Origin of the sequence: Kineosporia babensis, assembly GCF_021129305.1 — a bacterium.
Lineage (GTDB): Bacteria > Actinomycetota > Actinomycetes > Actinomycetales > Kineosporiaceae > Kineosporia > Kineosporia babensis.
The window spans coordinates 140,393-165,255 of the sequence record NZ_JAJOMB010000014.1; the positions used below are offsets into that span (position 1 = coordinate 140,393).

General features: G+C 67.7%; 29 protein-coding genes, 1 pseudogene and 1 riboswitch. Of the genes and pseudogenes, 16 read left to right on the forward strand and 14 right to left on the reverse strand.

The genetic code is table 11. The features are described from left to right. Nucleotides 1-101: 101 nt before the first annotated feature. Complete coding sequence (locus LR394_RS24325; RefSeq protein ID WP_231446230.1) at nucleotides 102-713, forward strand: TetR/AcrR family transcriptional regulator C-terminal domain-containing protein; 612 nt, start codon at nucleotides 102-104, stop codon at nucleotides 711-713. A 253-nt stretch (nucleotides 714-966) separates the two neighbouring features. On the opposite strand, the gene LR394_RS24330 is transcribed toward LR394_RS24325, so the two are convergent. From LR394_RS24330 to LR394_RS24340, 4 genes are all read right to left on the reverse strand, one after another. After that, nucleotides 967-1,344 carry a hypothetical protein gene (locus tag LR394_RS24330; protein WP_231446232.1) on the reverse strand — a complete coding sequence of 126 codons (378 nt, stop codon included), beginning with the start codon at nucleotides 1,342-1,344 and terminating at the stop codon, nucleotides 967-969. Further along, nucleotides 1,299-1,682, reverse strand: a complete 384-nt coding sequence (locus tag LR394_RS43730) for an HNH endonuclease (RefSeq protein WP_407937114.1) — start codon at nucleotides 1,680-1,682, stop codon at nucleotides 1,299-1,301. Before LR394_RS43730 ends, LR394_RS24330 begins: the two co-directional genes overlap by 46 nt. Beyond that, nucleotides 1,679-2,725, reverse strand: a complete 1,047-nt coding sequence (locus LR394_RS24335) for an AAA family ATPase (protein ID WP_231446235.1) — start codon at nucleotides 2,723-2,725, stop codon at nucleotides 1,679-1,681. The genes LR394_RS43730 and LR394_RS24335 overlap by 4 nt, the downstream gene beginning before the upstream one ends. An 87-nt stretch (nucleotides 2,726-2,812) precedes the next feature. Then, a complete protein-coding gene (locus LR394_RS24340) occupies nucleotides 2,813-2,971 on the reverse strand; it encodes an AAA family ATPase (RefSeq protein ID WP_231446237.1) in 159 nt (52 codons plus the stop codon). A gap of 319 nt (nucleotides 2,972-3,290) precedes the next feature. On the opposite strand from LR394_RS24340, the gene LR394_RS24345 reads away from it, so the two are divergent. The 3 genes from LR394_RS24345 (at nucleotide 3,291) to LR394_RS24355 (ending at nucleotide 5,549) form a co-directional block, all read left to right on the forward strand. Continuing rightward, a complete protein-coding gene (locus LR394_RS24345; protein WP_231446239.1) occupies nucleotides 3,291-3,818 on the forward strand; it encodes a class I SAM-dependent methyltransferase in 528 nt (175 codons plus the stop codon). A gap of 364 nt (nucleotides 3,819-4,182) precedes the next feature. Continuing rightward, nucleotides 4,183-5,112 carry a helix-turn-helix domain-containing protein gene (locus tag LR394_RS24350; RefSeq protein ID WP_231446241.1) on the forward strand — a complete coding sequence of 310 codons (930 nt, stop codon included), beginning with the start codon at nucleotides 4,183-4,185 and terminating at the stop codon, nucleotides 5,110-5,112. Between the two features lie 215 nt (nucleotides 5,113-5,327). After that, nucleotides 5,328-5,549, forward strand: coding sequence for a DUF397 domain-containing protein (locus LR394_RS24355; RefSeq protein ID WP_269329681.1), 222 nt, complete (start codon nucleotides 5,328-5,330; stop codon nucleotides 5,547-5,549). A 36-nt stretch (nucleotides 5,550-5,585) separates the two neighbouring features. Here LR394_RS24355 and LR394_RS24360 read toward each other — a convergent pair whose 3' ends face one another. From LR394_RS24360 to LR394_RS24370, 3 genes are all read right to left on the reverse strand, one after another. After that, nucleotides 5,586-6,158: a hypothetical protein gene (locus LR394_RS24360; protein WP_231446245.1), complete on the reverse strand. Its 573-nt coding sequence runs from the start codon at nucleotides 6,156-6,158 to the stop codon at nucleotides 5,586-5,588. 604 nt (nucleotides 6,159-6,762) lie between these two features. Then, nucleotides 6,763-7,761 carry an agmatinase gene (speB, locus tag LR394_RS24365; RefSeq protein ID WP_231446247.1) on the reverse strand — a complete coding sequence of 333 codons (999 nt, stop codon included), beginning with the start codon at nucleotides 7,759-7,761 and terminating at the stop codon, nucleotides 6,763-6,765. Between the two features lie 123 nt (nucleotides 7,762-7,884). Next, nucleotides 7,885-8,346: a GNAT family N-acetyltransferase gene (locus LR394_RS24370; protein ID WP_231446248.1), complete on the reverse strand. Its 462-nt coding sequence runs from the start codon at nucleotides 8,344-8,346 to the stop codon at nucleotides 7,885-7,887. Between the two features lie 104 nt (nucleotides 8,347-8,450). On the opposite strand from LR394_RS24370, the gene LR394_RS24375 reads away from it, so the two are divergent. From LR394_RS24375 to LR394_RS24385, 3 genes are read left to right on the forward strand one after another with little or no spacing between them, the layout of a single operon-like run. Further along, complete coding sequence (locus LR394_RS24375) at nucleotides 8,451-8,816, forward strand: glyoxalase superfamily protein (RefSeq protein WP_231446250.1); 366 nt, start codon at nucleotides 8,451-8,453, stop codon at nucleotides 8,814-8,816. Further along, nucleotides 8,809-9,123 carry an ArsR/SmtB family transcription factor gene (locus LR394_RS24380; protein WP_231446254.1) on the forward strand — a complete coding sequence of 105 codons (315 nt, stop codon included), beginning with the start codon at nucleotides 8,809-8,811 and terminating at the stop codon, nucleotides 9,121-9,123. Before LR394_RS24375 ends, LR394_RS24380 begins: the two co-directional genes overlap by 8 nt. Then, complete coding sequence (locus LR394_RS24385) at nucleotides 9,116-9,541, forward strand: SRPBCC family protein (RefSeq protein WP_231446255.1); 426 nt, start codon at nucleotides 9,116-9,118, stop codon at nucleotides 9,539-9,541. The genes LR394_RS24380 and LR394_RS24385 overlap by 8 nt, the downstream gene beginning before the upstream one ends. 3 nt (nucleotides 9,542-9,544) lie before the next feature. Here LR394_RS24385 and LR394_RS24390 read toward each other — a convergent pair whose 3' ends face one another. Together LR394_RS24390 and LR394_RS24395 are read right to left on the reverse strand one after the other, a co-directional pair. Further along, the gene (locus LR394_RS24390) at nucleotides 9,545-10,249 is read right to left on the reverse strand and encodes a MerR family transcriptional regulator (RefSeq protein WP_231446257.1); all 705 of its coding nucleotides are present in this window, start codon (nucleotides 10,247-10,249) and stop codon (nucleotides 9,545-9,547) included. Nucleotides 10,250-10,325: 76 nt separating this feature from the next. Further along, nucleotides 10,326-10,694, reverse strand: a complete 369-nt coding sequence (locus LR394_RS24395) for a helix-turn-helix domain-containing protein (protein WP_231446262.1) — start codon at nucleotides 10,692-10,694, stop codon at nucleotides 10,326-10,328. 222 nt (nucleotides 10,695-10,916) lie between these two features. Between LR394_RS24395 and LR394_RS24400 the strand changes: the two genes are divergently transcribed. Both LR394_RS24400 and LR394_RS24405 read left to right on the forward strand, forming a co-directional pair. Then, nucleotides 10,917-12,968 (forward strand): HelD family protein, encoded by a 2,052-nt coding sequence (locus LR394_RS24400; RefSeq protein ID WP_231446263.1) that lies wholly within the window; start codon nucleotides 10,917-10,919, stop codon nucleotides 12,966-12,968. Nucleotides 12,969-12,986: 18 nt separating this feature from the next. Then, complete coding sequence (locus tag LR394_RS24405; RefSeq protein WP_231446265.1) at nucleotides 12,987-14,459, forward strand: MFS transporter; 1,473 nt, start codon at nucleotides 12,987-12,989, stop codon at nucleotides 14,457-14,459. A 46-nt stretch (nucleotides 14,460-14,505) separates the two neighbouring features. Here the strand turns inward: LR394_RS24405 and LR394_RS24410 are convergent, their stop codons facing one another. The 3 genes from LR394_RS24410 to LR394_RS24420 form a co-directional block, all read right to left on the reverse strand. Continuing rightward, nucleotides 14,506-15,405: a CAP domain-containing protein gene (locus LR394_RS24410; protein WP_231446267.1), complete on the reverse strand. Its 900-nt coding sequence runs from the start codon at nucleotides 15,403-15,405 to the stop codon at nucleotides 14,506-14,508. A gap of 201 nt (nucleotides 15,406-15,606) precedes the next feature. Beyond that, nucleotides 15,607-16,707, reverse strand: a complete 1,101-nt coding sequence (locus LR394_RS24415; protein ID WP_231446269.1) for a class II histone deacetylase — start codon at nucleotides 16,705-16,707, stop codon at nucleotides 15,607-15,609. Nucleotides 16,708-16,732: 25 nt separating this feature from the next. Next, a complete protein-coding gene (locus LR394_RS24420) occupies nucleotides 16,733-17,413 on the reverse strand; it encodes a hemerythrin domain-containing protein (RefSeq protein ID WP_231446271.1) in 681 nt (226 codons plus the stop codon). 214 nt (nucleotides 17,414-17,627) lie between these two features. Here LR394_RS24420 and LR394_RS24425 point away from each other — a divergent pair, with 214 nt between their 5' ends. The 3 genes and pseudogenes from LR394_RS24425 to LR394_RS43735 all read left to right on the forward strand — a co-directional run. Beyond that, nucleotides 17,628-18,758, forward strand: coding sequence for an epoxide hydrolase family protein (locus tag LR394_RS24425; protein ID WP_231446274.1), 1,131 nt, complete (start codon nucleotides 17,628-17,630; stop codon nucleotides 18,756-18,758). A 111-nt stretch (nucleotides 18,759-18,869) separates the two neighbouring features. Next, nucleotides 18,870-19,007, forward strand: coding sequence for a hypothetical protein (locus tag LR394_RS24430; protein WP_231446276.1), 138 nt, complete (start codon nucleotides 18,870-18,872; stop codon nucleotides 19,005-19,007). 23 nt (nucleotides 19,008-19,030) lie between these two features. Further along, nucleotides 19,031-19,504: pseudogene (locus tag LR394_RS43735) on the forward strand (alpha/beta fold hydrolase); the annotation flags it as partial. On the opposite strand, the gene LR394_RS24435 reads toward LR394_RS43735, so the two are convergent. Further along, nucleotides 19,444-20,235, reverse strand: coding sequence for an enoyl-CoA hydratase-related protein (locus tag LR394_RS24435; protein WP_231446278.1), 792 nt, complete (start codon nucleotides 20,233-20,235; stop codon nucleotides 19,444-19,446). The pseudogene LR394_RS43735 and the gene LR394_RS24435 sit on opposite strands and share 61 nt — an antisense overlap. A gap of 256 nt (nucleotides 20,236-20,491) precedes the next feature. Here LR394_RS24435 and LR394_RS24440 point away from each other — a divergent pair, with 256 nt between their 5' ends. After that, a complete protein-coding gene (locus tag LR394_RS24440) occupies nucleotides 20,492-21,397 on the forward strand; it encodes a hypothetical protein (RefSeq protein WP_231446279.1) in 906 nt (301 codons plus the stop codon). Nucleotides 21,398-21,580: 183 nt separating this feature from the next. Here LR394_RS24440 and LR394_RS24445 read toward each other — a convergent pair whose 3' ends face one another. Further along, nucleotides 21,581-22,450, reverse strand: coding sequence for a mycofactocin-coupled SDR family oxidoreductase (locus LR394_RS24445; RefSeq protein ID WP_231446281.1), 870 nt, complete (start codon nucleotides 22,448-22,450; stop codon nucleotides 21,581-21,583). 79 nt (nucleotides 22,451-22,529) lie between these two features. On the opposite strand from LR394_RS24445, the gene LR394_RS24450 reads away from it, so the two are divergent. From LR394_RS24450 to LR394_RS24460, 3 genes are all read left to right on the forward strand, one after another. Next, nucleotides 22,530-23,063, forward strand: coding sequence for a TetR/AcrR family transcriptional regulator (locus LR394_RS24450; RefSeq protein WP_231446282.1), 534 nt, complete (start codon nucleotides 22,530-22,532; stop codon nucleotides 23,061-23,063). A gap of 24 nt (nucleotides 23,064-23,087) precedes the next feature. After that, complete coding sequence (locus LR394_RS24455; RefSeq protein WP_231446284.1) at nucleotides 23,088-23,834, forward strand: protein kinase family protein; 747 nt, start codon at nucleotides 23,088-23,090, stop codon at nucleotides 23,832-23,834. A gap of 34 nt (nucleotides 23,835-23,868) precedes the next feature. Further along, nucleotides 23,869-24,051, forward strand: a riboswitch (cobalamin riboswitch). 42 nt (nucleotides 24,052-24,093) lie between these two features. Continuing rightward, nucleotides 24,094-24,861 (forward strand): (2Fe-2S)-binding protein, encoded by a 768-nt coding sequence (locus LR394_RS24460; protein ID WP_231446286.1) that lies wholly within the window; start codon nucleotides 24,094-24,096, stop codon nucleotides 24,859-24,861. The last annotated feature ends 2 nt before the right edge of the window (nucleotides 24,862-24,863 follow it).

Here is a 24,863-nt window from a genome sequence, read left to right on the forward strand (position 1 = left end):
ATTTCCCTATCGATGAAAGGCTGTCAATCCGGTGTGGCCCGTTCGTGGGGTCCGGTGCCCGGCGTGGGGGATCCGTCCCCTATCCTTGATAGGCTGCCTCGGTGAAGCGCCTGGGGAGAGACGCGGTGATCACCGAAGCTCTCGACCTGCTCGACGACGTCGGCCTCGATGCGGTCAGCACCCGGGCCCTGGCCCGGCGCCTGGGGATCGAGCAGCCCTCTCTGTACTGGCACTTCAAGAACAAGGGCGACCTGTTGGGGGCCATGGCCGAGGCCGCGATGCAGCCCCACGCGGTTCAGCCGTTGCCCGAGGTGCCACAGGACTGGCGCGAGTGGTTCCTGGAGAACACCCGCAGTTTCCGGCGGACCTTGCTGCTTCGCCGTGATGGTGCCCGACTGCACGCCGGTCTGCGGCCGGAGGGGGACCTGCCCCGGCTGTTGCGGAAGATGCAGTTCCTGAAGGATTCAGGTGTCCCCGACGCTGAGGCGCAGATGGCGATGCTCGCGGCCAGTCGCTTCACCGTCGGCAGCGTGCTGGAGGAACAGGCTGATCCAGGCTCACTCGACGGGACGTCTTTGCCGTCGATCGGCCACGAAGAGGCCTTCGAGTCGGGGCTGCGGCTCATCCTCGGAGGGCTGGAGGCAGGCCTGGAGCGCGTTAGCCCGTCCGAGCAGCCCGCCTCAGACAGGGAATCGGCGGGTGCCGGGCGCTGATCCGGCGTACACCTTGATGGTCCGGGCATCAGCGCGCCGGTGATGGTGATGACGCTCAACGGCCCAGGCAGTGTGCGCGGCAAAGGCAAAGGCCCCGCCCGGGCGAACCCGTCACCACGCACTGCCAGCGCTCGCTGCTGCAGTACTGACCAGCGCCGAGTTCGTCCCACGGTCCAGTTGGACGAAGCCGGTTGCACGCCGGAGCCTTGCTCTGAGTGAGGCCGTCCCCGGCGGTCTCAGTCCGGGGTACTTGTCAGTTGATCACGTACCAACTCAGGAAGTCATGCTGGTCGAGTGCCTCAGACAACCGGGCGGGTAGAATTCGGCGCATAGCTGGGAACTGATTCATGCGTGCAGCCATGTAGACGACGTCTGCGAACGGCTGGTCGAGCAAGGCTCGTTGCTCGAAGAGCGCCCGGCCCTGGTCCCCGGCTGCTCGTGCCTCGAGCCACTCCCGCATCAGCGCCGAGGCCGCTCGGAGGGCTGCCAGCCGACCGCGCGGCAAGGTACCCCGGTTCAGCCCGAGCACGTCGATGCTGACTTCGCCGCGAGTCGTCAACGATTGGTAGAAGCCGGTGCCCGGGCTCAGGCGCAGGTGCTCCCAGGGGTCGTCGCTGGTCGGGTCGAGCAACTGCGGGTGCCCATCGAGAAAGGGAAACGGTCACGTTTGAAGTTGCTGTTGCAATGAGTGCACGCCAGCAGATGGTTACTCCAGTCGAACGTGCGGGCCGGTAGGTGAGCTATCGGCTGATAGTGGTCGATGGCGCTGCCTTCGCTGTCACCGCAGAACATGCAGCGGTGACGTCCCGCCGCCATGCTCTGAAGCATCGACCTGACCGATGAGCGTTCAGCTTTCGCGTTCTTCCAGGCTCGGCGAGCATCTGCCGCCTCGCCGGTGAGGGCTCCGGTGAGCTCGTGGAGTCGGGCCTGAACCGGATCGGGCAACGGGAGCCTGACCATAGGGATCATTCCGCGAGCCTGGTCGCGACCTCTTCCACGCGGGAAAGCAGCGAACTTGTGGTGCGGCGGAGGAGATCGTCGTACTCGCCGACCTCGACCTCGCTGGCTTGCCCGTCAACGATGCGCTGCTCGAGCTGAACGAGACGTCGGCGGGCTTCCTCGGCGCGGCGTGAGTAGGGCGTATCTACGTCGAACAGGTCAGAGATGGCCGCGTCGTCCCCGCTGCCGTAGATCACCAGGCTGTAGAGGTCGTCGCTGACGGTTGTCGGCGGAGTCTGATCGTTCGGTCCGCCCAGCCGGATGAGTCCACGAGGATCCGCCGACTGACAGATGTAGGGGCTGTGCGAAGAAACGATGAACTGGATCGCCGGGAAGTGCGTCTTGAGCCAGTCACCCACGATCTTCTGCCACGAGATATGGAGATGCGCGTCCAGTTCGTCGATCAGCACCACACCCGGAGCGTCCACATAGGGCGCTCCTTCCTCGTCGTGGCTCACCTGCAGCGTGCCCTGCGCCTCGTGGATCTGATGGAGGATATCGAGCACGAGTGATGCCACCGTTCGATAGCCGTCGCTCATCTCCCGCAGGGCGAGCCGCTGTCCTTCTCGGGCTACCCAGAGACCATCTGCATCCACGCGTTCGATGATGTAGCCGTCCGGCAGCAGGCCGTGGCCCATGATCTTCAGGACCGCGTCCAGGAGTGCTTCAGCGCCTGGCCTTCCCTCCAGGCTGCGAAGGTGCTGATCGATGAGCCACGAGACGCTTTCGCTCACCGATGCGTCCTCGTGGAAGAGGGTGACCAGGCGGGCTACGGGAGCGGGGGCAGTCATGAGTCGCTGGCTTTCCACTCCTCCACCGGCAAGCCGGCGGAACGGCCCGTAGCCGGCGACGAACCACCCTCTGGGATTGTCTGTCCAAGGGCCGTTCTGGACGAAGTGCAACGAACTTTCGCTAGGCGCGAGTTTCATGCTCAACGCGGGACGGCGGGCATTCGGGTGCTCCGGGGTGGAGGGGCGTTCCCATTGCAGCCCGATCCAGAATTTCTGTGGCATCTCGAAACGGTTGAAGGCGAAGAGATCTGACGCGCGGTCTACGAAGACCTTGATCTCGACACTGCCGACTTCTGCGTCGTGGCTGAGCTAGTCATCGAAACTGGCGACCAGGCTGCGGGCGACGAACGGCCCGGCGAGGGCCAGGGCGATGGCACGCAGGAGCGTCGTCTTCCCTGCCCCGTTGCGCCCGGCTATCACGCTCAGGCCGCTGTGCGAATCATCGGGCCGGGTCAAGGACAGAGACACCGAACGTGGCCGTGGAAACTTTTGATCCCGGAGATCTTCACGTCGGACACGTACATGCCGCTTGCTACCCCGATCTCAAAGTCTCCGAAAGCCGGGACGATAGTACAGCGGCGGAAAGCCTTTGCCATTCATCCTGTTTCCTTTCGAATGGAACGAGATATGCCGGTGGGGCATGGAGCCATGCCGGATCGGCCTTGGATTCGCGGCGGTTCGGCGGTGCATGCTGACCGGGCTTCTCGGAAGGAAGCTCGCCGGTGCACGTCCCTGGTCAGGAGGCCTGCGCTGGCGATGCCGGAATCAGGAACAGGAGAACGGGACCATGGTGGGCAGGCAAGGCAGTGACACGAGGCTGATCGAGCGGTTGCTCGGCGCTCTGGATGTTCTTGCGTCCGGGGCGCACGTCGTTGAGCTGGCCTGCGGAACCGGGGATCTGAGCCTGGAGTTGGCGCGGCGACGTGGCGACCTGCGGGTCACGGCGACCGACATTGATCCGATGGTGATGGACGCCGGGCGCGCCGTGGTGAGGTTGGAAGGGCTGGCGGTCGGGTTCCGGCGGATGGACCCCAACCGGCTCGCCTTCGGGGACCAGAGCGTGGACGCGATCATCTGCAGTCTGGGTCTGCTGACTCCGTCGGAGGTCGCGATCCAGGAGGCGGCCAGGGTTCTGCGGCCCGGGGGCTTGCTGGTCCTGGCTGTGACAGAAGGCGAGTCCGCAACGCTTGAGAAGTTCCTGGAAGCGGCAGATTTTGCGGACGTCCGGGGTGATCGCTTCGAGTGGGAGCCTTCCGGGTACCGAGGTGTGCAGATGACTGCTAGGATCGGAATATCCGATATAGAGACGGCATAGACGATCCGGGCTATCGTTGGAGATGGACAGGCTCGGATGGGGCGGCGAAGGAAAACCCCTATGAACGCGCGCTGCAATCCGGGGTAATTCGCGATGCAGGCGCACCGGACTTGGGTAGCCGGGCGCTGTGGTTACTCAGGGGAATATGGATTACCTGGTTCAGTTGCTTGAAGTTCCGTTGATACAGCGCGCTGGAAGGTAACCTCTGGGTTTCATCCATCTTCAAAGAGTGTATCCAGCCTGCCGCGGGGCGCTTACCTGCTTCTCGGGGGACCAGTGAGGTCGGGGGGTCTGCACGTCGGCACGGCTGAACTCGGACAGTCGTGCCCTCGATCAGGTAAGGCAAGTGGGGTGCGGAGGGCACATGTCAAAGTTCGATGATCTGTTGAGCATACCGACGAGTCAGAAGAAACGGGCGCTGCGCTCGATCCTGCGTGACATGCGAGATCGCGCGGGGCTGACTCAGAAGGAAGCTGCTGATCGGGTCGCGTGGGGGATCAGTAAGCTCACGCGCATCGAGAACGGCATTGTCTCGGTAACTCCCGGCGATGTGCGGCACCTGCTCCTGGATTACGGGGCCAGCGAGGACGACCGCGCGGCCTTGATCGAACTGGCTCGCCAGGCCCGACAGCGAGACACCTTCAGTGGGTATCGGGGGGATACCCGCCGGGCGGCGATGCATGACCTTCTGGACTACGAGAAGGTCGCGCGGTCCATCCGGACGTACGAACCCTTTCTCATTCCGGGCCTGTTGCAGACCAAGGCCTATGCGATGGCGTTGCTGCGGGGCTGGGGCGTGAGTGACGACGAGGCCCAGCACGTCTGGGACGTTCGCGCGGCCCGGCAGCGGATGCTGAGAGAGACCAAAGAGCCGATCCGGATCGACATCGTGATCCGGGAGGCGGCCCTGGTCACCCGGGTCGGCACCGACCAGATCATGCTCGATCAACTGGCCGCTCTTCAGGAACGGGCCGACCCCGCGGACTCGCATCATGACGTGCGGATCCACATTCTGCGGGCGGATGCCGGTCATCCCCGCGGGGCCGACCGTTCACTGATGATCCTGGAACTGAGGAACAAGTGGCTGGGGGATGTCGTCTTTCTGGAGGATGCCGGCGGGGCGACGATCAACAGTAATGACAGCGAAGAAGAGTTCCGACGCTACACCACGATCTTTGCCGAGATCCGGAAGAGATCGACGGAAGGCCTTTCCGGCACCGATGAAACCGGTCGGTTCGTCGAGCAGATCGACGAGATCCGGGGGCGTTTCCGGCCCGAGCGCGTCGCATCGTGATCAATTCCTGGAGTCGGGTCAATTTCGCGACAGGTCGGTTACCGGACGATGAAATACCTCCGGCGGGAGTGGCGTGCCGGGCGCAAGTTGTTGAAGGGTGCGCCTGGGAATTCTGTTCTCCGGAATTGGCGTGACGCCATAAATACCGCGACCTATCCTGGCGAAGGCGGGATGACTTCCATCCACGCTTTCATGATTGGCATCTGGGGGTTGCGATGCTCGAGTCGGGTGACGAGTCGAACTGGCGGATCAGTAGCTTCAGCGGCATGAACAATTGTGTTGCCGTGGCCGCCACCGGGTCGGGGGTATCGGTCCGGAACTCCAAAGCCGCCAGCGCAGCGAACGTTTCGTTCACGGCTGACGAATGGCGAGCCTTCGTCCATGGTGTGAAGGCCGGCGAGTTCGATCTGGACGACGGCGGGGCGTTCGCCGGCTGAGGATCGGTACCGCACGGGGGTGCGGCCTGCGGGTGGCTACATCGAAAGCAGCGCAGCCACAGAAACCAGCCAGTGCCAGCCCTCGTCGGTGATCGTTCGAAGCGGCACGGGCGATCTCGGCCCGGCCGCTTCGAACGCGATCATCAGCCCGGCCAGTCGAGCGCTCGCACCGTTGCTGTCCAGCACCCGGTCGGTCAAGAGCCAGAATCCCCGGAGGTCGCGGGGATCCGATCGCAGGGGCCCGAGGCGGCGCGAGCGAAGCGCACCGATCTCCTGGCCTTGATCTTCGTGCCGAACTCGGTCGAGGGGTTTCGGGCCGGCGGGTGGAGGGTTGATGGACTGAAGCCTTGCGCTCCGCCGGCCGGGTCGGCGCTTGCGGGGTGAAGCCGGCAGCGTGCGGTTGGCGGTTTCGGGGTTCTTCGAGACGATCTGGACACGGAACGGATCCTGCACAGCAGCATCAGAATCCACCTGGTTCATTTTCGCGACCAGGTATGCATATGCCCGCAGGGTGGCTCGATACACGGGCCGGCGAAGCAACTGCATCAGAATTGCGCTCCAGTCCCGCACGGACCGAGCGCCCCCCTTACGGGGGTCGACGAATGTCATAGCGGGGAGGCTAGCAGGAATGAGCCGTAGGGCCGATCGTGACCGGGCCATTCGTTGATCGCCGGTCGGCCTTCGCTCGGATTTCCTTACGCAAAGTCATGACTCACCGTCCACTCAAGCCCCCTGAGCTGCCCCGATGCCGTATCTCGGGTGCACTCGGACTGCAGCTGAAAAAGATTTCCCCCATCGGGGATCGCTGGAGCGAACGGCGTGGGCGCTCGCCTTCAACTGCTGTGAAAGGAGTGACCCTGGCATTTTAATGTGAATTAGTTTCTGTTTTCGTTGGTTTGAATTTCAGGTCGCCGGCGGTCTTATAGCGACCGGTATGGGTGATTTGAAAGCAGTGGTCGGCTTCAATGAGTCAGATTCCGAGAAGAAACGTAAGGCCCGAGGCTGTAGTTGGCGGTTTCACGGCGTCTGGTTGAGTACGGGTCGAGGAGACGGAGCCGCCGGCAGGGCACGGACCGGCGCGGTTGGTAGATCGGAGCACACTGCCTCTGCCGGTTCGCCGGGTGAACGCCGGTAGCTCGGGCCCGGCTTGCTGGGTCAGGGCGTGATCGCCCTGACCCGCGACCAGCTATATCTAACCCGCCGAGCTGCTGCGTCAACTGGTCGGGGTGGCCAGGAGCCCGAGGATGTCGTAGGCCACGTGGGCAGCGGCGATGCCGGTGATCTCGGCGTGGTCGTAGGCGGGGGAGACCTCGACGATGTCGGCGCCGACCAGGTTGATGCCGGCCAGTCCGCGCAGCGTGTTGAGCAGTTCGCGGCTGCTCAGACCACCGGCCTCGGGTGTGCCCGTGCCCGGGGCGTGCGCGGGGTCGAGGACGTCGATGTCGATGGAAAGGTAGACCGGGGCGTTCTCGACCCGCCGCCGGATGCGTTCCACCGCACGCCGGACCCCGTCGGCCTCGTAGTCGTCGGCGCGGACGATGTGGAAGCCGAGCATCTGGTCGTCGTCGAGGTCCTCCTTGCTGAAGAGCGGGCCGCGGGTGCCGACGTGGATGCTGCGCTCGAGGTCGATCAGGCCTTCCTCGGAGGCCCGGCGGAACGGGGTGCCGTGGGTGACCGGCTCGCCGAAGAAGGTGTTCCAGGTGTCGAGGTGGGCGTCGAAGTGGATCACCGCGAGCGGACCGTGCAGCTTGCGCAGCGCGCGAAGGGCGGGCAGGGCCAGCGTGTGGTCGCCGCCGAGGGCCAGGAGGGTGGAGCCGTCCTGCCCCAGGCCGATCAGTGAGCGCTCGGTCTCGGCCAGGGCTTCGGAGATGTTGAACGGATTGAGGCCGACGTCGCCGGCGTCGGCGACCTGCTGCGCTCCGAACGGGCGGACGTCGAGGGCCGGGTGGTAGGGCCGCAGGAGTTTGGAGGCGGCACGGATGTGGCCGGGGCCGAAGCGGGCGCCGGGCCGGTAGCTGACGCCGGTGTCGAAGGGCAGGCCGACGATGGTGACGTCGGCGCGGGAGACCTCGTCGAGACGGGGGAGTCGGGCGAAGGTGGCCGGGCCGGCAAAGCGAGGGACACGAACGGCGTCGACTGGTCCTACGGGGGCGTTTTCCGGAATCACGCTGCTCCGATCTCGGTGGACCTGATGGGCGGCGAGAACTGCCATCGGGTCGACAGTGGCCCTCGCGAAACAGTTCCGAGCGGGGCCATGCTGCCACAAACGCCCCTTTTGTCCATCAATTGTCCGGTGGCTTGACCTCTAGGCGCAAAGATCTCCGGTGGTCGCGCTCTAGCTCAGATCCCTGCCCAGACTTGGCCACGTCGATGTCACGAACCCCGCGCGTTCGTAGATCCCGCGCCCGTCGGCCGTCGCGAACAGGCGGGCCCGTACCGGACCCGGCCGACTGCGTCCCCAGTTCAGTACCGCTTCGAAAGCGGCTCCCGCATGTCCCCTCCCGCGGAAGCCCGGCAGTGTGGAGATGTTGCTGATGTGGAGGTCGTAGCCGAAGGGCCGGGCCGGACTGGGCTTGGACTCGCTGAGTGAGCCGAGCGCGCTGGAGACCACCTGGCCCCCGTCCTCGACCACGTAGAGGCAGTGGTCGGGGTGCTCGATCCGGGCGGCGAGCCAGCGCTGGGCGGTCGGGCGCCAGTCAGGGTCGATCTCAGTGACGCCCATGGCCGTGAACATTGCGGTTCGCAGTTCGACCAGGACCGGGAGATCGGCAAGGACGGCTTCGCGGACTTGGGTCATGGCACGGATCTTACGATTGACGAACTTTGCGGATAGATGAGGAAAGGGCTGTTGGGCAGGGCGCCATCTTGACTGGTAGGAAATCTCCTACCTATGGTGTCGGCATGGCCATCGACCACATCGAACTGCTGTCCGTGCCGGTCACCGACCAGGACCGGGCCCGTGACTTCTATGTGAACGTCCTCGGTTTCGAGGTGCTGCGGGACAACCACATGGGCCCGGCCCAGCGCTGGGTCCAGGTCGCACCCAAGGGGGCGCAGACCTCGATCACCCTGGTGACCTGGTTCGACTCGATGCCCGCCGGGTCGCTGACCGGCCTGGTCCTGCACGTCGACGACCTGGACGCACAGCTGGCCGAACTGGCCGGCCAAGGAGTCGAACCGGCGGAGGGCATCCAGAGCGCGCCGTGGGGCAGGTTCGCCGTGGTCGCCGACCCGGACGGCAACCGGCTGGTGCTGCAAGGTGCCTGATCTCTTCATGGCGATCGCCCATCCGGCGCGCCGCGAGGTACTCAGGCTGCTGCGCGAGGACGGTCCTCGTCCGGTGGTTCAGCTGGCCGAGCACTTCGACATGTCCCGCCCGAGCCTGTCCGAGCACCTCAAACTGCTCAAGGACGCCGGGCTGGTCAGCGAGCGCAAGGTCGGCCGGCAGCGGCTGTACTCGCTGGAACCCGATCGCCTGCAAGAGTTCTCCGACTGGCTCGCCCCGTACGAACGGTTCTGGCAGACCCGCCTGACCGGCCTGGCCGAACTCCTGGAGGCCGAGGACGATGACTGAGCGCACGAGCATCGACGTCGAGCAGTTCCTGCCGCACGCCCCGGCCCGGGTGTGGCGGGCACTGACCGATCCGCAACGGCTGGCCCGCTGGCTGATGCCCAACGACTTCCGGGCCGAGGTCGGGCACCGGTTCACCTTCACCACCCACCCCCGGGACGGCTTCGACGGCACGGTGCACTGCGAGGTCCTCCAGATCGACCCGGAACGGCTGATGCGCTGGTCGTGGAAGGGCGGCAACCTGGACAGCACCCTCACCTGGACTCTGGCCGCGGAGGGACACGGGACCCGGCTGTTCCTGCTTCACGAAGGCTTCGATCCCGACGATCCGCTGCAGCAGAAGGCCCTGAAGATCATGGGCGGGGGCTGGCGTTCGCACATCCTGCGAGCGCTCGAGGCCGAACTGCAGGCCAGCGCCTGACGTTCACGAGCGGCGTCGTCGCAAAACCCTTTCCATAACGTCGATCTGCGCGGCGTTGTACAGGTCGTGCCAGGTCGCCTGGAAGATCTCCCGGGCGTAGGCGCGGCCCAGCGGGGCATCGTTCAGCACGTCCGACAGCCAGGGATTGCTCTCCAGGACGCCCAGAATCTTGGGTGTGAGCTCATCGACCAGCCGGGCCCGGGTCCGCTCGTCCGCCGAGGGCGGCAGGTCGTCGAACTCGCGATCGGAGGCATCGCGCGGGTACTGCGTCACCAGGTTCTGGATCGAGCGCATCACGTTCGGGCTGTAGATCCGCGAGTAGACCAGGATCAGGGCCCGGTCGCTGTCGGACAGGTCGGCGGCGAAGCGTTGCAGGCCGTCGGTCTCGGACTGCCCCTGCAGCAGGGTGCCCAGCTCGCCCTGGAGAAGTTCGAGGCGGGCGATCCGCTCGCCCAGCTCCTGATCCAGGACCCGCAGCGAGTCACCGGGTTTCTCGGTCTCCTCCAGCGCGGCGATCTGGTTCAGCGGCATGCCCAGTTCGGCGAGTCGCCGGATTCGGGTCAGCCGGAGCAGATGCTCGGTGCCGTAGAGCTTGTAGCCGTTGGGAGCTCTTTCCGGTTCGGCCAGCAGCCCGATCGCGTGATAGTGCCGGACCGCCCGGACCGTGGTGCCCGCGATCTCGGCGAGCTGGCGGGTGCTCCAGGACATCGCCGCTTCACCTCTCCTCTGCGCCGGATTCAGGACCGGACGAGAAGAGAGTTCAGACCATGCCGTGGGGGCAGGGTCAAGCTCCGGCTTTGAGCAGTACGGTGAGGCTGGACCGGGCTCGCTGCAACTGCTCGATCTGCTGGGCCAGATCCTGCTTCAGGACGTGCAGCACATCAGCCGGGCAGCGGCTGATGTCGGCCAGCGCGGAGATCTGTGCCAGCGGCATGCCCAGGGCCGCCAGCCGGCGGATCTCCAGCATCCGCACCAGATGATGGGTGCGGTAATGCTTGTAGCCGTTGCGGGAACGCTCCGGCTCGGCCAGCAGCCCGATCGCGTGATAATGCCGCACAGTCTTGATGGTGGTGCCGGTGATCTCGGCCAGCTCCCGGGTGCTCCAGTCGGCGCTCTGGGCGATCGTCCGGCCGCCGGACCTCACGCGTGACATGAGCTCAGCCTACGCAGACACCCCGGGTCATGAGGGACCGTTCTTGAAGACCGTCCTCACGCTGCAGCTGGCCCGGGCTGCTTGACATTCTCCCTTCCGTGGTCACTCCCAAATTTCCTGCTGCAGGTCGACATTCGCCCAGTTTTGTGGGCATCGAGCTTCGCTCCTACTCTTCCGACGCCCGTGCGGGTCCACGGGTGTTTCGGAAGGCGGAGGAGCCCGATGGTTCAGGAAAGTCAGCACGCGGCAGCGGTACTGGAGGAGCAGGCGTTCCTTGACCAGGCGCTGGCCCGGCACAGTCAGCTCCTGGCGCACCTGGAGAGCGAAGCCTCGGCGTTGCCCACCAGCGTCGAGGCCCAGGCCCGCGGCGCCCTGCTGCGCCGGCGTCACCGCGAGCTGGACCAGGCCCGCAAGGGCCTGGTCTTCGGCCGGATCGACGCCCTGGACGGAACCGTGCGCCGCATCGGCCGGGTCGGCGTCTCCAACCAGGACGAGCACGCCGACCCGCTGGTGCTGGACTGGCGGGCGGCCGCCGCCCGCCCGTTCTACACGGCGACCCCGCTGCAGCCGGAGGGCCAGTCCCGTCGACGGCACGTCCTGGTCGAGGCGGCCACGGTGACCGGGGTCAACGACGAACCGCTCAGCGGGGGCACTGACAACGGCCTGGTCGGTGAGGGAGCCCTGCTGTCGGCGCTGGGACAGCGGCGCACCGGGCAGATGAGCGCGGCGATCGCCACGCTGCAGCGCGAGCAGGACGACATCATCCGGGCCGAGGCCGACGGTCCGCTGATCGTCCAGGGCGGTCCAGGCACCGGCAAGACGGTCGTCGCCCTGCACCGGGTGGCCTACCTGCTGTTCACCCACGAGCAGATCGCCGACCAGGCCGTGCTCGTGCTCGGCCCCTCCCACCGGTTCCTCGACTACATCGCTCAGGTTCTGCCTGCCCTCGGCGAGACCGCGGTGGTCTCGGCCACCTGCGACACCCTGCTCCCCGGGGTGAGGGTCACCCGGTCCGAGAGTCGCGAGCAGGCCGAGATCAAGGGCCGGGAGCAGTGGCAGCCGGCCATCGAGGCGTACGTCGCTTCGCTGCTACCCGCGCCTGAGGATCTGAAGGTCCGGTGGGAGGGCGAGCAGCACGAGGTGTCCGCCGCCCGAGTGCACCAGTTGCTCACCGCGGTTCGGCAGCGGCCCTACCACCAGGCTCGGCAGGTGTTCTCCGGGCAGTTCCGGGAGGTCCTCACCGACATCATCGTCCAGGCCCGGGAAACACTCCTGGACGAGGTCGACGAGGGCTACGAAGACATCCTGGCCCGCTTCACCGATGGGGCAGGCACCGAAAGCGCCCTGACTGAGGACGAAGTCGACGAGATCCGGGAGAGCGTTGCCGCCAGCGCCGAGGTCACCGCAGTGATTCAGGCCTGGTGGCCCACTCTCGAGCCCGGCCTGGTTCTGCGAAACCTGCTGAACAGCAAGGAGTTCCTGAAGGGACACCTGACGGGGGACGAGACGGCCCTGGTTGGGTGCGGTCCCTCGGGTTGGGCGTCGAGCGACATCCCTTTGCTCGACGCGGTGGCCCACGAACTCGGTGATGCGGCGGCGCCGGAACCGGGCGGCGAGTTCATCGCGGATCGGGCCCGCCGACAGCGGAACTGGGTGTACGGGCACGTGGTGATCGACGAGGCCCAGGAGCTGTCGGGGATGCAGTGGCAGATGGTGCTGCGCCGGTGCCCGTCCCGGTCGATCACCGCGGTCGGGGACATCGACCAGACGGAGGCCGCGCACCGGCGCACCAGCTGGGCCCAGGCCGTCGGGGGAGTCTTCGGCGAGCGCTGGAACGCTGCCGAGCTCACCATCTGCTACCGCACGCCGATCGAGGTGATGGACCTGACCGGGCCGGTCCTGCAGAAGGCGGGCAGCCTGAACAGTCCGCCCCGTGCGGTGCGCAGCAGCGGGTTCGCCCCCTGGGAGTCCAGCGTCCGGCCGGAAGAGCTGGCCGCAGCCGCGCAGGAGGCGGTCCAGGCCATGCAGCAGCGCTGGAACGGCGGCACGGTGGGTGTTGTCGCGCCGCACGCCCGGATCGCCGAACTCGCGGCGGCCCTGCCCGGTCTGCCGGTGCTGACCTCGTCCGAGGCCAAGGGCCTGGAATGGGATGCGGCCCTGGTGGTCGATCCGCACGCGATAGCGGCCGAGCCCCGCGGCTGGAACCGGCTTTACGTCGCGCTCACCCGCTGCACTCAGGAACTGGCCCAGATCCACCTGCCGGCCGACGTCTGAAACCGAAAGAGGAAGTACATGCACTCGCGGCGCTGGCTGCTGCTGACCACCGTGTCCATGGGGCTGCTGCTGATCACCCTGGACAACTCGATCCTTTACACCGCGCTGCCGACCCTGACCGCCGACCTTGGGGCCAGCGCCACCGAAAGCCTGTGGATCATCAACGCGTATCCGTTGGTCATGGCCGGCCTCCTGCTCGGGGCGGGCACCCTGGGCGACCGGGTCGGGCACCGCCGGATGTTCGTCGTGGGGCTCTGTCTCTTCGGGGCAGCTTCCCTCGGCGCTGCTTTCGCGCCCGGTCCGGAGGTGCTCATCGCCGCCCGGGGCATCCTTGCGGTCGGGGCGGCCGCGATGATGCCGGCGACCCTGGCGCTGATCCGGGTCGGTTTCACCGATGCCCAGGAACGGAACATCGCCATTGCGGTCTGGGGCTCCGTCTCGGTCGTGGGCATGGCCCTCGGGCCGATCATCAGCGGCGCCCTGCTGTCGTCGTTCTGGTGGGGTTCGGTGTTCCTGATCAACGTTCCGGTGATCGCGGTGGCGCTGATCGCGGTTCCCCTCGTCGCGCCGCCCAACGACCCCGATCCCAGCCGGGAATGGGATCTCCCCTCGTCCGTCCTGGCTCTGCTGACCCTGGTCGGCCTGGTGCTCCTGATCAAGGAACGAAGCGGCGAAATTGTCATTGCAGCAGCAATTCTGGCCGTTCTGGGCGGGGTCCTGTTTGTGCGCCGGCAGCGGACGATCGCGCATCCCCTGCTCGAGTTCGGCATCTTCCGCCACGCGGCCTTCGCCGCCGGTGCGCTCGCGGCCACGCTGTCGATGTTCGTGGTCGCCGGCGTGCAGCTGATCACGACCCAGCGGTTCCAGCTGGTGGCCGGGTATACACCCTTGCAGGCAGGTCTGCTGATCGCTGCTCTGGCGTTGGGTTCTCTGCCCACAGCATTGCTCAGCGGTGCCTACCTGCATGTGATCGGTCTGCGTCTGCTGATCGCCGGAGGCCTGGCGGTTGCCGGTGTTTCCACCGCGGTGCTCGCGCTGTCGCTCGGCTCCTTCGCCCTCGTGCTGGGCTCCCTGGTGGGCATCGGAGTCGGCCTGGGAGCGGTGATGGCGGTGGCCTCGACCGCGATCGTCGGCAACGTCCCACCGCGACGGGCCGGGATGGCCTCGTCGGTGGAGGAGGTCTCGTACGAGTTCGGCAGCCTGATCGCGGTGGCGGTACTGGGCACGATGATCGGTTCGCTCTACACCAGCCGGGTCGTTCTGCCGGAGGGCGCCGACGCAGCGAGCGCCGGATCGGTTGCGACGGCGCTGGAGATCGCCGGGAACGACCTCGCCGTGCTGGAGGCGGCCTTCACCGCGTACGACGAGTCCTACCGGATCGTGGCCCTGGTGATCGCTGCCTCGGCGCTGGTGGCGGCCGGGACCATGGCCCGCATGCTGCAGCGCCACGGCTGGCGATCCGCATCCACGCTGCCCGACACCGGGCACTGAACGACCGTGGCGGTCCCGGATCAGATCCGGGACCACCACGAAGGGCCTACTTGCGGGGCGAGCCGAAGTTCTGCACCCAGTACTGGCCGTAGGCGGCGCCGCTACCGGCCGCGTAACCCACGCCCAGTTCGGTCAGGCCGCAGTTCAGGATGTTGGCCTTGTGCCCGGCCGAGTTCATCCACCCCTTCATGACCGCCTCCGGACTGGACTGCCCGGCGGCGATGTTCTCCGCGGCCCCCGCCCAGGTGTAACCGGCGGCGGTCATCCGCTCGAACGGGCTGGTGCCGTCCTGGCTGTCGTGGCTGAAGTAGTTGTTCTTCAGCATGTCCTCGGCGTGGCCCTGCGCGGACTTGGTCAGCGCGGCGTTGGCGGTCAGGGCGACGTTGCAGCCGGCCTTCTTGCGCTCGGCGTTGGTCAGCTCGAGCACCTTGGCCTGGTACTGCGCGAGCGTGCCGCCGGCGCCGGCCGGCGGGGTGGTCGTGGTCGGCTTGGTCGGTTCGGTGGTCGGTTTCGTGGGCTCGGTGCTGGGAGTGTCCGGCGGAGCATCGGTCGAACCGGTGGGCTGCGAGGTGGGCTCGTCGTCCGGGTCGCTCGGGTCGTCGGGCTCGCCCGGGTCGGTGGTGGGTGCCGTGGTGGTCGGCTGCCCGTGACCAGGGCGGTGGTGGTGGCGGTGCTTGCGCCGGTGCTCCCGGAGTTCCTTCTTACTCGGGGTGGTGGCGGCCGCGGTCGGGGTGTCCTGCGACTCGGCCTCGTCCTCCTCGGCCTCGGTGGTCTGCGAAGGGCCGGGCGGCAGAGCAGAGTTGTTGGAGATCTGGGCGGCGTTGGCGTTGGTGCCGTTGCCGGCCCACGGGCCGCAGGCGTAAGCGGCGCCGGTGCCTCCGACGGTGACGGCAGTTGCGGCGGCAATGAGCACCGGCCGGAACTTCTTGTGACGGGTCAGGGCCATGGGGAAGTTTTCTAGCACGCCCGCGAATTAAGGCGTTCTCATGAATATCGCGGTGGGAACCGCGTTCTGGCGGCCTGGCGACGTCCCTGCGAAGGTCGGGCACAAGGCACGGTTAGGCCGAGGTGTGAGGGGCGTTAAACAGATTTCCCGGAAAAAGATCTATCCGACAGTTGGGGCAGATGGGTTCTCCCGGTGAGCCGGTCAGAGATCGGCGGCGGCTGCGGCCCGGTCGACGGCGGCGCGCTGATGGGGCTGCAGGTCCTGGCCGCCGAAGCCTTGGACGAGACCGAGGTACGGGTCCGGCACCGTGGTCCGGGAGGCGAGTTCCTCCAGGATCGCCAGGCCGCAGAACGGCACGTACCCGGCGGCGTAACCACCTTCGTGGATCATGGCGATCCGCCCTGAGCAGAGCGTTTCCGCCGTCTGCATCAGAGTTTTCGTCAGGCTCCGGAAGCCGCCGGAGCTGAGTAACTGCCGGGCCAGCGGGTCCATGGCGTTGGCGTCCAGGCCCGAGGCAACGACGATGAGGTCGGGCCCGAACCGGTGCAGCGCCGGAACGACCACCCGCTCCATCGCGTAGGCGTACCCACCGTCGCCGGTTCCGGCCGGAAGGGGCACGTTGATCGCCGAGCCGAGCCCGGCACCCTGGCCCCGCTCGTCGATGGAGCCGCTGCCCGGTGGAAAGACGTTGTCCTGGTGCAGGGAGATCGTCAGCACCGACGGGTCCTCGGCGAAGATGGCCTGCGTGCCGTTGCCGTGGTGGGCGTCCCAGTCGAGCACGGCCACCCGCCCGATCCCGGGCCGGGCCCTGACCTCGGTGACGGCGATGGCGACGTTGTTCAGATAGGCCATCCCCATCCCGGTGTTCGCCAGAGCATGGTGACCGGACGGCCTGACCAGGGCGTATCCGTTCCGGGCGCGACCCTCGGCCACCGCCGAGACGACGGCGACAGCGCCGCCGGCGGCGCGCAGCAAGATCTCGAACCCGCCCCGGCCCAACGGCGAGATCCCGTCGCCGGCATCGCCACCGGACCCGTCCGACGCCTGCCGCAGCCGATGCAGGTAGGCCTCGTCGTGAACGGCCAGAACCTGCCGCTCCGAGGCCAGGTCCGAGGGCAGCCGGTCAAGATGGTCGGCCAGGCCGGAAACCACCACGAGTTCGTGGATGCGGCGCTTGGTGTCGGGAGAGTCCAGGTGCTGGAAAGGCTGCAACCCGGCTCGCGGGTCCGAGGGCAGCAGGGGAGCGGCCGTTCCGCTGTCGTGCCAGGCGAACGCCTCGTGGTACAGGTACGCGGTCGTCATGGGAACCTTTCGCTGGAAGCGGAACTCAGGGCCGGGCGGATCCGTACACGCGCTCGGCGTAGCCGTCGTAGGCGGCCACGGCAGCGGGCCGCACCTCGGCCCAGAAATCGTCAGGAACGCCTGCGCGGATGAGTTCCTGCATGTCCGGGTCGGCCTGATCCAGCATCATCCCGATCGCCAGCGCACCGCTGGCCGGGGTGAGCTTGCCGGCGCTGGCAGCCACCGTCTCCTTCCATTCGGCCTGGCTCAGGTAGGTGTCGATCAGCCGCAGCACCCGGCCCTCTTCCAGCTCCAGGTGCTCACGCAGCGCCGGGTTCAGGCGATCGGCGCTCGCGGCGAGGGCATCCCGGTCAGCTGGATCACCGGTCTGCGCCCACACCTGAGCCTGCTTCTCCAGGTCCTGCAGCCCGATGTCGATCTGGGCGTGCTGGGACTCCATGGTCGCGACCAGCGACTGGATCTCGTCCGGGCAGCGCTCGTGCAGCTTGGGCCAGACATGGGCGTCCTCGCTGGCATGATGCCCGTGCAGCAGGCTCGCCAGCAGCCCCACGTGTTCGGCGATCACCGGCACCCGCGCCTGGTCCTCGTCCGCGACGCTGCGGACGAGTTCGGGCAATGCGCCGAAGTGCAGGCGGAACATGTCGTGGGCCCCGACCATGTCGCGGCTGTCGGCCGGTTCTACGCTCCGGGGCTGGGCGGTGTCCATCGTGATTCCTCCAGATCTGGGGTGGCTCGGCCAGGCTAGGCCGACGAGCGCGCGGCGGCGACTTTTCCAATCGGTCTGAAACACGTTCTGCCCCAGAGATTGAGATCGTCAGGTAATGGGAAGCGCAGGTTCCGGAAAACGTCAGGAACTGCGGACGGCCGTTGACGTGTGATAGTTCGAGTCCCGGTCGAGTCACAACCTGGAGGACACCGCGATGATCGAAACCTTCCCGGTCCATGTTCCCGACGCCGATCTGCACGACCTGGCCGAACGCCTGGACCGGGTAAGGCTTCCCGAGCCCGAAACCGTTCCGGACACCTCGCAGGGCGTCCCCCTGGAACGGCTCAACACCCTGCTGCGAGCCTGGCGCGAGCACGACTGGCGGGCCCTGGAACAGCGGTGGAATGCGATCGGCCACTACCGGGCGCGTCTCGACGGCCTCGACATCGCGTTCTGGCACGTCCGTTCCGCCGAGCCCGGGGCCAGGCCACTGCTGCTGACCCACGGCTGGCCGGGATCGGTCCTGGAGTTCGAGAACATGATCGGCCCGCTGACCGATCCGGTGGCGCACGGCGGTTCAGCGGCAGACGCCTTCCACGTGGTCATCCCGGCGCTGCCCGGCTACGGATTCAGCGAGCGCCCGGCCGGGACAGGCTGGGGTCTGGCCCGCACCGCCCGGGCCTGGGCCGAGTTGATGGCGGCCCTGGGCTACGAGAAGTTCGCCGCGCACGGTGGCGACTGGGGCTCGTTCGTCAGCATCGAACTGGCCACCCAACTCCCGGAACGCCTGCTGGGGCTGCATCTGACCATGCCGGTCGCCTCCCCGTTGCCGGAAGATCGCGAAAGTGCTGACGAGGCCGAGCAGCTGATGCTGGCCAAGCGCGATCAGTTCCTCTTCCTCAACGGCACACACTCGCTGGTGCTCGGCGCCCGGCCGCAGACGCTGGGTTATGCGCTGCTCGATTCTCCCGCCGGCCTGGCCGCCTGGCTGGGCGAGCGCCTGGACGAGTTCTCCGGTGAGGGTGGGGTGCCGCTGGCCCAGCAGTTGGACAACATCGCGCTGTACTGGTTCACCCGCACCGGCGCTTCCAGTTCGCGCTGGTACTGGGAGACCCGGCGGGACACCCCACGAGGGCCCGAGCAGGAGAACGCCCTGCCGGTCACCGTCCCGACCGCCTGCTCCTTCTTCCCGGGCGAGCCCTTCCCGATCGCCCGGCGCTGGGCCGAGCGTCGATTCAGCAACCTGACCAGCTGGAACGAGATGAAGGAAGGCGGGCACTTCCCGGGCTGGGAGCAGCCCGGAGTGCTGGTCGCGGAGATCAGGGAGGCATTCCTCGTCAGCTGATCGTCAGGTGTTCGGTGGCACCGGGAGAGGTTCCGGCAGGGCCTGGGCGCTGACCGGCTGAGCACGCCGACCAGGTCGGCCGAGGACTTCGGGAAGCTGCTGGGCGAGCGGGTGAGCGACCTGCTGGACAAGTCCGCCTGGGCCCGGATCGACCGGGAAGAGAAGCGCCTCGGGGGCGAGAAGTCGCGCCCGAGGCAGAAACTGGTCACCGTGCAGGAACTGCTCGAAGCCTCCCGGGCCGCGTCGTGACCTTGGATCTTCGGGTGGGCGGAGTGTCGATCGCCTACCAGCGGTACGGGCTCGCCGAAGCTCCCACGATCTGTCTGGTGCACGGCGGAGCGGCGCATTCCGGGTGGTGGCGGGAGGTCGCCGGGCTGCTCGGCGGCCGATCTCAGGTCGTGACCAACGACCTGAGCGGTCACGGCGACAGCGCCCACCGGCAGCGCTACTCGGGAAAGCTCTGGGCTGAAGAAGTGGCTGCGGTGCTTTCGGCGACCACCGACCGCCCGGCCCTGCTGGTCGGGCACAGCATGGGCGGTCTGGTGGCTGTCGCAGCGGCCGCCCGCTCGCCCCACCTGATTTCCGGTCTGGTGCTGGTGGACAGCCGGTTGCCGCTACGCGGGCTCCCACCACGTTCCGCTGGACCAGCCCGCCGGCTGCGCGAAGGCCTTGCGACGGCTGGCTTTCAGCTTCGCGCCGCAGGACTGACGCTCGGAAAGCTGGGTGGACGCTTCGCGACGAAGGCGGCGATGCCCTCGCGTCCGTCCGGGGATTCGGCACACGTGCGGATGCTCAGCGTCTCCTGTCGCAGGGCGGTCTCGGGCGAGGGCAGAGCGGCTTCGCGAAGCAGCCGCTTCGTGGCGGCCTGGGCCGGCCGCGAACCGGCCAGAAGCTGTTTCACGACCGTGGTGGTGGCCTGTTCGAGGTCGTCATCCGGATGAATCTGGGCTACCAGCCCGCTCTCTTGTGCCTGTCGTGCGGTCAGCACCGGGTTGAGCAGCGCTAGGTGAAGCACCCGATGCAGGCCGAGGGTCGTGGTCAGGAGGGAGGCCCCACCATCGGGTGAGAAACCGATACCGGTGTAGGCGAGAACGAAACGGGCGGACTCGGCGCTGAGCACAATGTCGGCAGCCGCCGCGAGCCCCACCCCGGCACCGGCGGCCGTGCCCCGCACCTGCGAGACGACGATCGCGTCCATACGCTGCAGTTCGCTGATGCTGCGGTGCAGTTGGTCGGCGAGGGAGTCCAGCAGCCGGCCAGGTTCTTCCGCCGAGGCGAACGACTTGATGTCACCGCCGACGCTGAACGCTTTGCCGTCGGAACAGACCAGGACCACGGCGGCGTCGTCGCTCTGGGCCCGTTGCACGGCGGCGAAGAGTTCGTCGACGAACGGCTGATCGATCGGGTTCGTGCCGGAGCTGCTGGTGAGAGTGATCCGGGCGAGTCCGGAGTCGTACAGGTAGTCGATCCGGCCCATGGTCGGTCCTTCCGGTGTTTCGATCGGTCAGGCGGAACCACGCTAGTGAGCAGCGGTCAGAGATTCAGGGTGGGCGGGGTGAGGCTTTTCACGCTGGCCCGGGTCACCGGCGTCGTGAGAGGGCGCGGCTGCCACCTGGAGGACTTCGTTCGTCTCATTTTTCCCTCATCTTTCCTGATTAGTCTCCGGCGGTACGCAACGGATTGGGCCTCTGGTAAGCCTTTGTCCATCTGTGGTTCATCAACGGGGAGGGAATGTGACTCTGACCTGGCCGGCATCAGGGGGTATCGCCGCGCAGCGCCAGCGACTGCAGGACGACGCGGCGCAGGACGGCCTGCCCGAGTCGCTCGCCCGAGGCCTGTTCTGGCTGCCGCTGACCAGCCTGCTCCTGCTGGTCGGCAGCGCGGTGTTCTTCCGGCCCGAGTACGACAAGCTGCTGCACGAGGACTGGCCGGTGGAGTGGGCGCAGTTTGCCGGTTGCTTGTTCGTCTGCTTCCTGGCGCTGATGTCGGTCCGGCCCGCGCTGCGCCGAGGGCAGCCCGTTCTGGCGGTCGCGCTGCTGCTCGGCGGGCTGGCCTGGTTCTTCCTCGCCGGGGAGGAGATCTCCTGGGCCCAGCGGGTGTTCGGCTGGGCCACCCCGGAAGGTTTCGAGGGCAACCGGCAGGCCGAGACCAACCTGCACAACTTCAACTCGGGTTTCGACCCAGAGGCGCTGTTTCGGGGTATCCAGGTGGTGATCGGCCTGGTGATGGTCGGCCTGTCGCTGTACGGGCGGTTGGGAAACGTGCGGCCGGACTCCTTCTGGCGGATCGTCGCACCTGCGCTGTGCACGATCCCGCTCTTCCTCACCATCGCCGGGTACCGCTTCCTGGCCCTGTTCGTCCCGGAGAGCTTTGGCTTCTTCGGCCGGCTGCAGGAGTGGGCCGAGTTCTGTCAGTACGCAGGGCTCACCGTGGCCCTGTCGGGGATCTACTTCGCCGTGCGCCCAGCCAGCGAGCCAACCGGTGAAACGGCCCGGCACGCCTCCCGAAACAGCGGGCAACGCGACTGGCGGCAGCTACTGGTCCCCGCGGTGATCGTGCTGGCGATCACGGTGGTCTTCGCGGTGCTGACCCCGTTCAGCGGCATCGTTCCCGGTAACGCGCCTGGTCAGGGCAACTAAGAGCTGAGCCTGCCCACCTGCAGGCGCGCTGGGCAGGCAACGGGTGCTTCAGGTGGTTCGCCTGGGCGAGCACGCTGAGCTCGGCGGCCTTCAGCGCGTGCTCCTGGGACATGGCGTGAGGATGCCGGCAGCCGCGTTGGTCTCCGGGAAGGGGGGCGCCCGGTCGTCCCCTTCCCGGTGTGGTCAGGCGGGGGCGCCGGAATCCCGGGTGGGCAGGGTGGCCCCGGCGTCTACGGCCAGCTGGGAGCCAGTGATGTAGCGAGCGGAGTCGGAGGCGAGGAACAGGACGGCCTCGGAGATGTCGTTGGGGTCGAGGGTGTTGACCGGGAGCAGGTGCATGGACCCGAACGCGGCCTGGGCGTCGTCGGCGCCGGGGTTCTCCAGGTCGGGGCGGAACAGCCGGTACATCTCCTGGTTCTGCAGCATGGGCGTGTCGATGTTGCCCGGGTGCACGGCGTTGATCCGGATCGACTGCGGGGCGAGCATGATGGCCAGGTCGTGGACCAGGCGGGCGACGGCTCGCTTGGCGTAGCTGTAGCCGGCCGCTCCGGCCCCGGCCTTGGGACTGGCCATCGAGTTCCCGGGCAGCAGGGCGGCCATCGAGCCGGTGCAGACGATCGAGCCACCCGCAGAGAGGTGCTCGTAGGCGGCGTGAATCGTGTTGACGACGCCGCCCAGATTGATCTCGACGGTCTCGAAGTAGGCGGTGAACGGCGTCTGCGGGCCGATCGGGCTGATCCCGGCGTTGGCCACCACCACGTCCAGGTGCCCGAGTTCGGCCACCGCAGAGGCGACTGCTGTGCTCAGGACCTCCCGGTCGCGCACGTCGGCGACGATCGTGACGACCCGGCGGTCGAACGCCCCGATCTGCCGGGCGGTCTCGGCCAGGTCGTCCGGGTCCGGCATCGCGTAGTTGACGCCCGGCACCGGCGCGCAGATGTCGAGGGCGATGATGTCGGCGCCCTCCTGAGCCAGTCGTACGGCGTGGCTGCGGCCCTGTCCCCGGGCAGCACCCGTGACGAGGGCGACCTTGCCCTTCATGCGGTCGGTCATCGTTGGCCTCCCTGGCTCCTGTACCGACCAATATGGTCGGTACGCCAACCATACCGATCGCCTTCGCTAGCATGTCCAGATGGCACGGCCCTCTGCTGGACACATCGAGCGCACCATCCTCGACACCGCCGCTGGCTACTTCGCCCGGCTGGGCTACTCAGGGACGTCGGTACAGACCGTCGCCACGGCCGTGGGCCTTTCGAAGGCGGGCCTGCTGCATCACTTCCCTTCCAAAGAGGCCCTGGGCGAGGCGGTCCGTGAGCGTTCGCACGCGCTGATGCGGGAGGCGGTGGAGCAGGTCGCTGATCTGCCGCTGGGGCCGGACCGCGACCGGCTGGCGCTGGAGATCCTGGTCGATCAGGCCGGCCGCAGTCCGGGGTTGGTGGCGTACCTGATCAGTGCGATGGCGACCGGGAGTGAGCAGGTCAGGCCGGCGCCGGTGTTGGAGGCGTTCGGGGTGTCGGGCGAGCCCGCCTCGGACCGGTTCGTGCGGGTGATCGGTGCGCTGGGGGCCCTGGCCATGCTGACCCTGCTGGCCCACGAGGACGGCTGGAGCACCACCTGGCGCAACCGGATCGTCGCGGTCGCTGTCGACACGCTCGGGCATGGATGAGCCGCGGTTGCCTACCCTGAGCGCATGGAGCACTGGGGGATCGGCCGGGCCTTCGCCGTCTTCGATGCCCAGGACTCGGGCTGCCGGTCGTGGGGCGTCGAGCACGCCGGGCAGCGCTGGTTCGTCAAGACCGCCGTGCAGCCCTCGGCCCGGGCCGGGCTGGCCCGGGCGGCGGCGCTGCACGCGGTGGTCCGCCACGACGCGGTTGTTCCTCTGTCGATGGTCCTGGACGGGACGGACGGCCCGACCCTGGTCTACCCGTGGCGTGAAGGCGAGGTACTGAATCGCGCGACGACGGCGGGGTCGGATCGCAGCGCGCTGCTGCGTCTGCAGCGCGAGCCCGTCCAGCGGGCGGTTCGGGTGGTCGACCAGGTGCTGCAGGCGCACCGGGCGGTGGCCGCGGCAGGCTGGGTGATCGGTGACCTGTACGACGGTTGCCTGCTCTACGACGCGGACAGCGGGCGGGTGAGCCTGATCGATCTCGACGAGTACCGGCCCGGTCCCTTCGTTCTCAGCTCGCAGCGGCTGCCGGGATCGAAGCGCTACATGGCGCCGGAGGAGATGGTGCGCGGAGCGGTGATCGATTACCGGACCAGTGTTTTCGCGCTGGGGCGAGTGGTTCAGCACTTGCTGGACGGACCGCGGGAGTGGCGGGGGAGCGCACAGCAGTGGGCGGTGGTCGAGCGGGCCACGCAGCCGAGCCCGCAGCGGCGCTATCCCGGGGTGGCGGAACTGGTGGCCGCGTGGGAGCAGGCTTGCGCAAGAGCCTGACACAGAGGGTCGAGGGCTCGACTTCTGCGCGTGCTAGCGTTCGGGCCGAGTCGATCGCATCCCGATGGATGCCAGGGAACTCCGGTGTGATTCCGGGACTGGCGCGCAGCGGTGAGGGTGACGGCGGCACGATCGCGCCACTGGGAGCCAGCTCCTGGGAAGGCTGTGCCGTTGGTTGATCCCGAGTCCGAAGACCTGTCGGCTTCTGTTGTCCGTCAGTGACTCTCGCGACCAGGGTCCGCAGACTTGAGAGGGCCTCGTGGACCCGTTGCCATCCTCCGTGCTGGCGCAACTGAACCGGCTGCCCTACACGGCCCAGGCGGGTGACTTCACCGAGGTCTCGGCCATGACCGGGCCGGACTGGTGGGAGCCGCCCGCCCGGGCCTACAGCCACTGGCTGGCCACCCCGCACCTGGCCCCGGGCGCGGCCTGCAGCCTCCAGCACTACAGCGGCCGCCTGCTGTCCGTGGTGGTGATGGTCTGGGCTCTCACCGGACGGCAGATGTCGCTGCGGCCCGAGCACTGGCAGGCCCAGGTCGACCAGCACGGTGCCACCCTGGTGGTTCGGCACCAGGAACGGATCCTGCTCGGTCACGTGAGTGCGGCGCAGTTGGGCGCGGCCGTGGCCCAGCACCTGGACCCGATGGTGGAGGCGGTGCGGCGTCCGTCCCGCCTGACCCTGGCTGCAGCCATGGGCGGCCCGGCTTCTTCACTGGCCGCGGCTTTCGGGCGCGTGTACCGCGGCGTGGCTGCGGTGGACCGGGCGGCCGTGGCTCGGGCCGCGCACGAAGCACAAGCCGCCCTGACCGAGCGGGCCGGGCGCGAACTGACTGTCCTGCAAGCGGATGACGAGGAACCCGATCTGTTGCGGCAGCACCGCACCACCTGTTGCCTGATCCGGCTGGGGCACGGTCACGGCACCTGCGAGACCTGCCCACGACTGGAGTTCACCGAACAGGTGCGCCAGCAAAGGGAACGTCACCGGGAGCGTCCCGGTGTCCCGGTGACCTGGGCCGCGCGTTCGTGAGC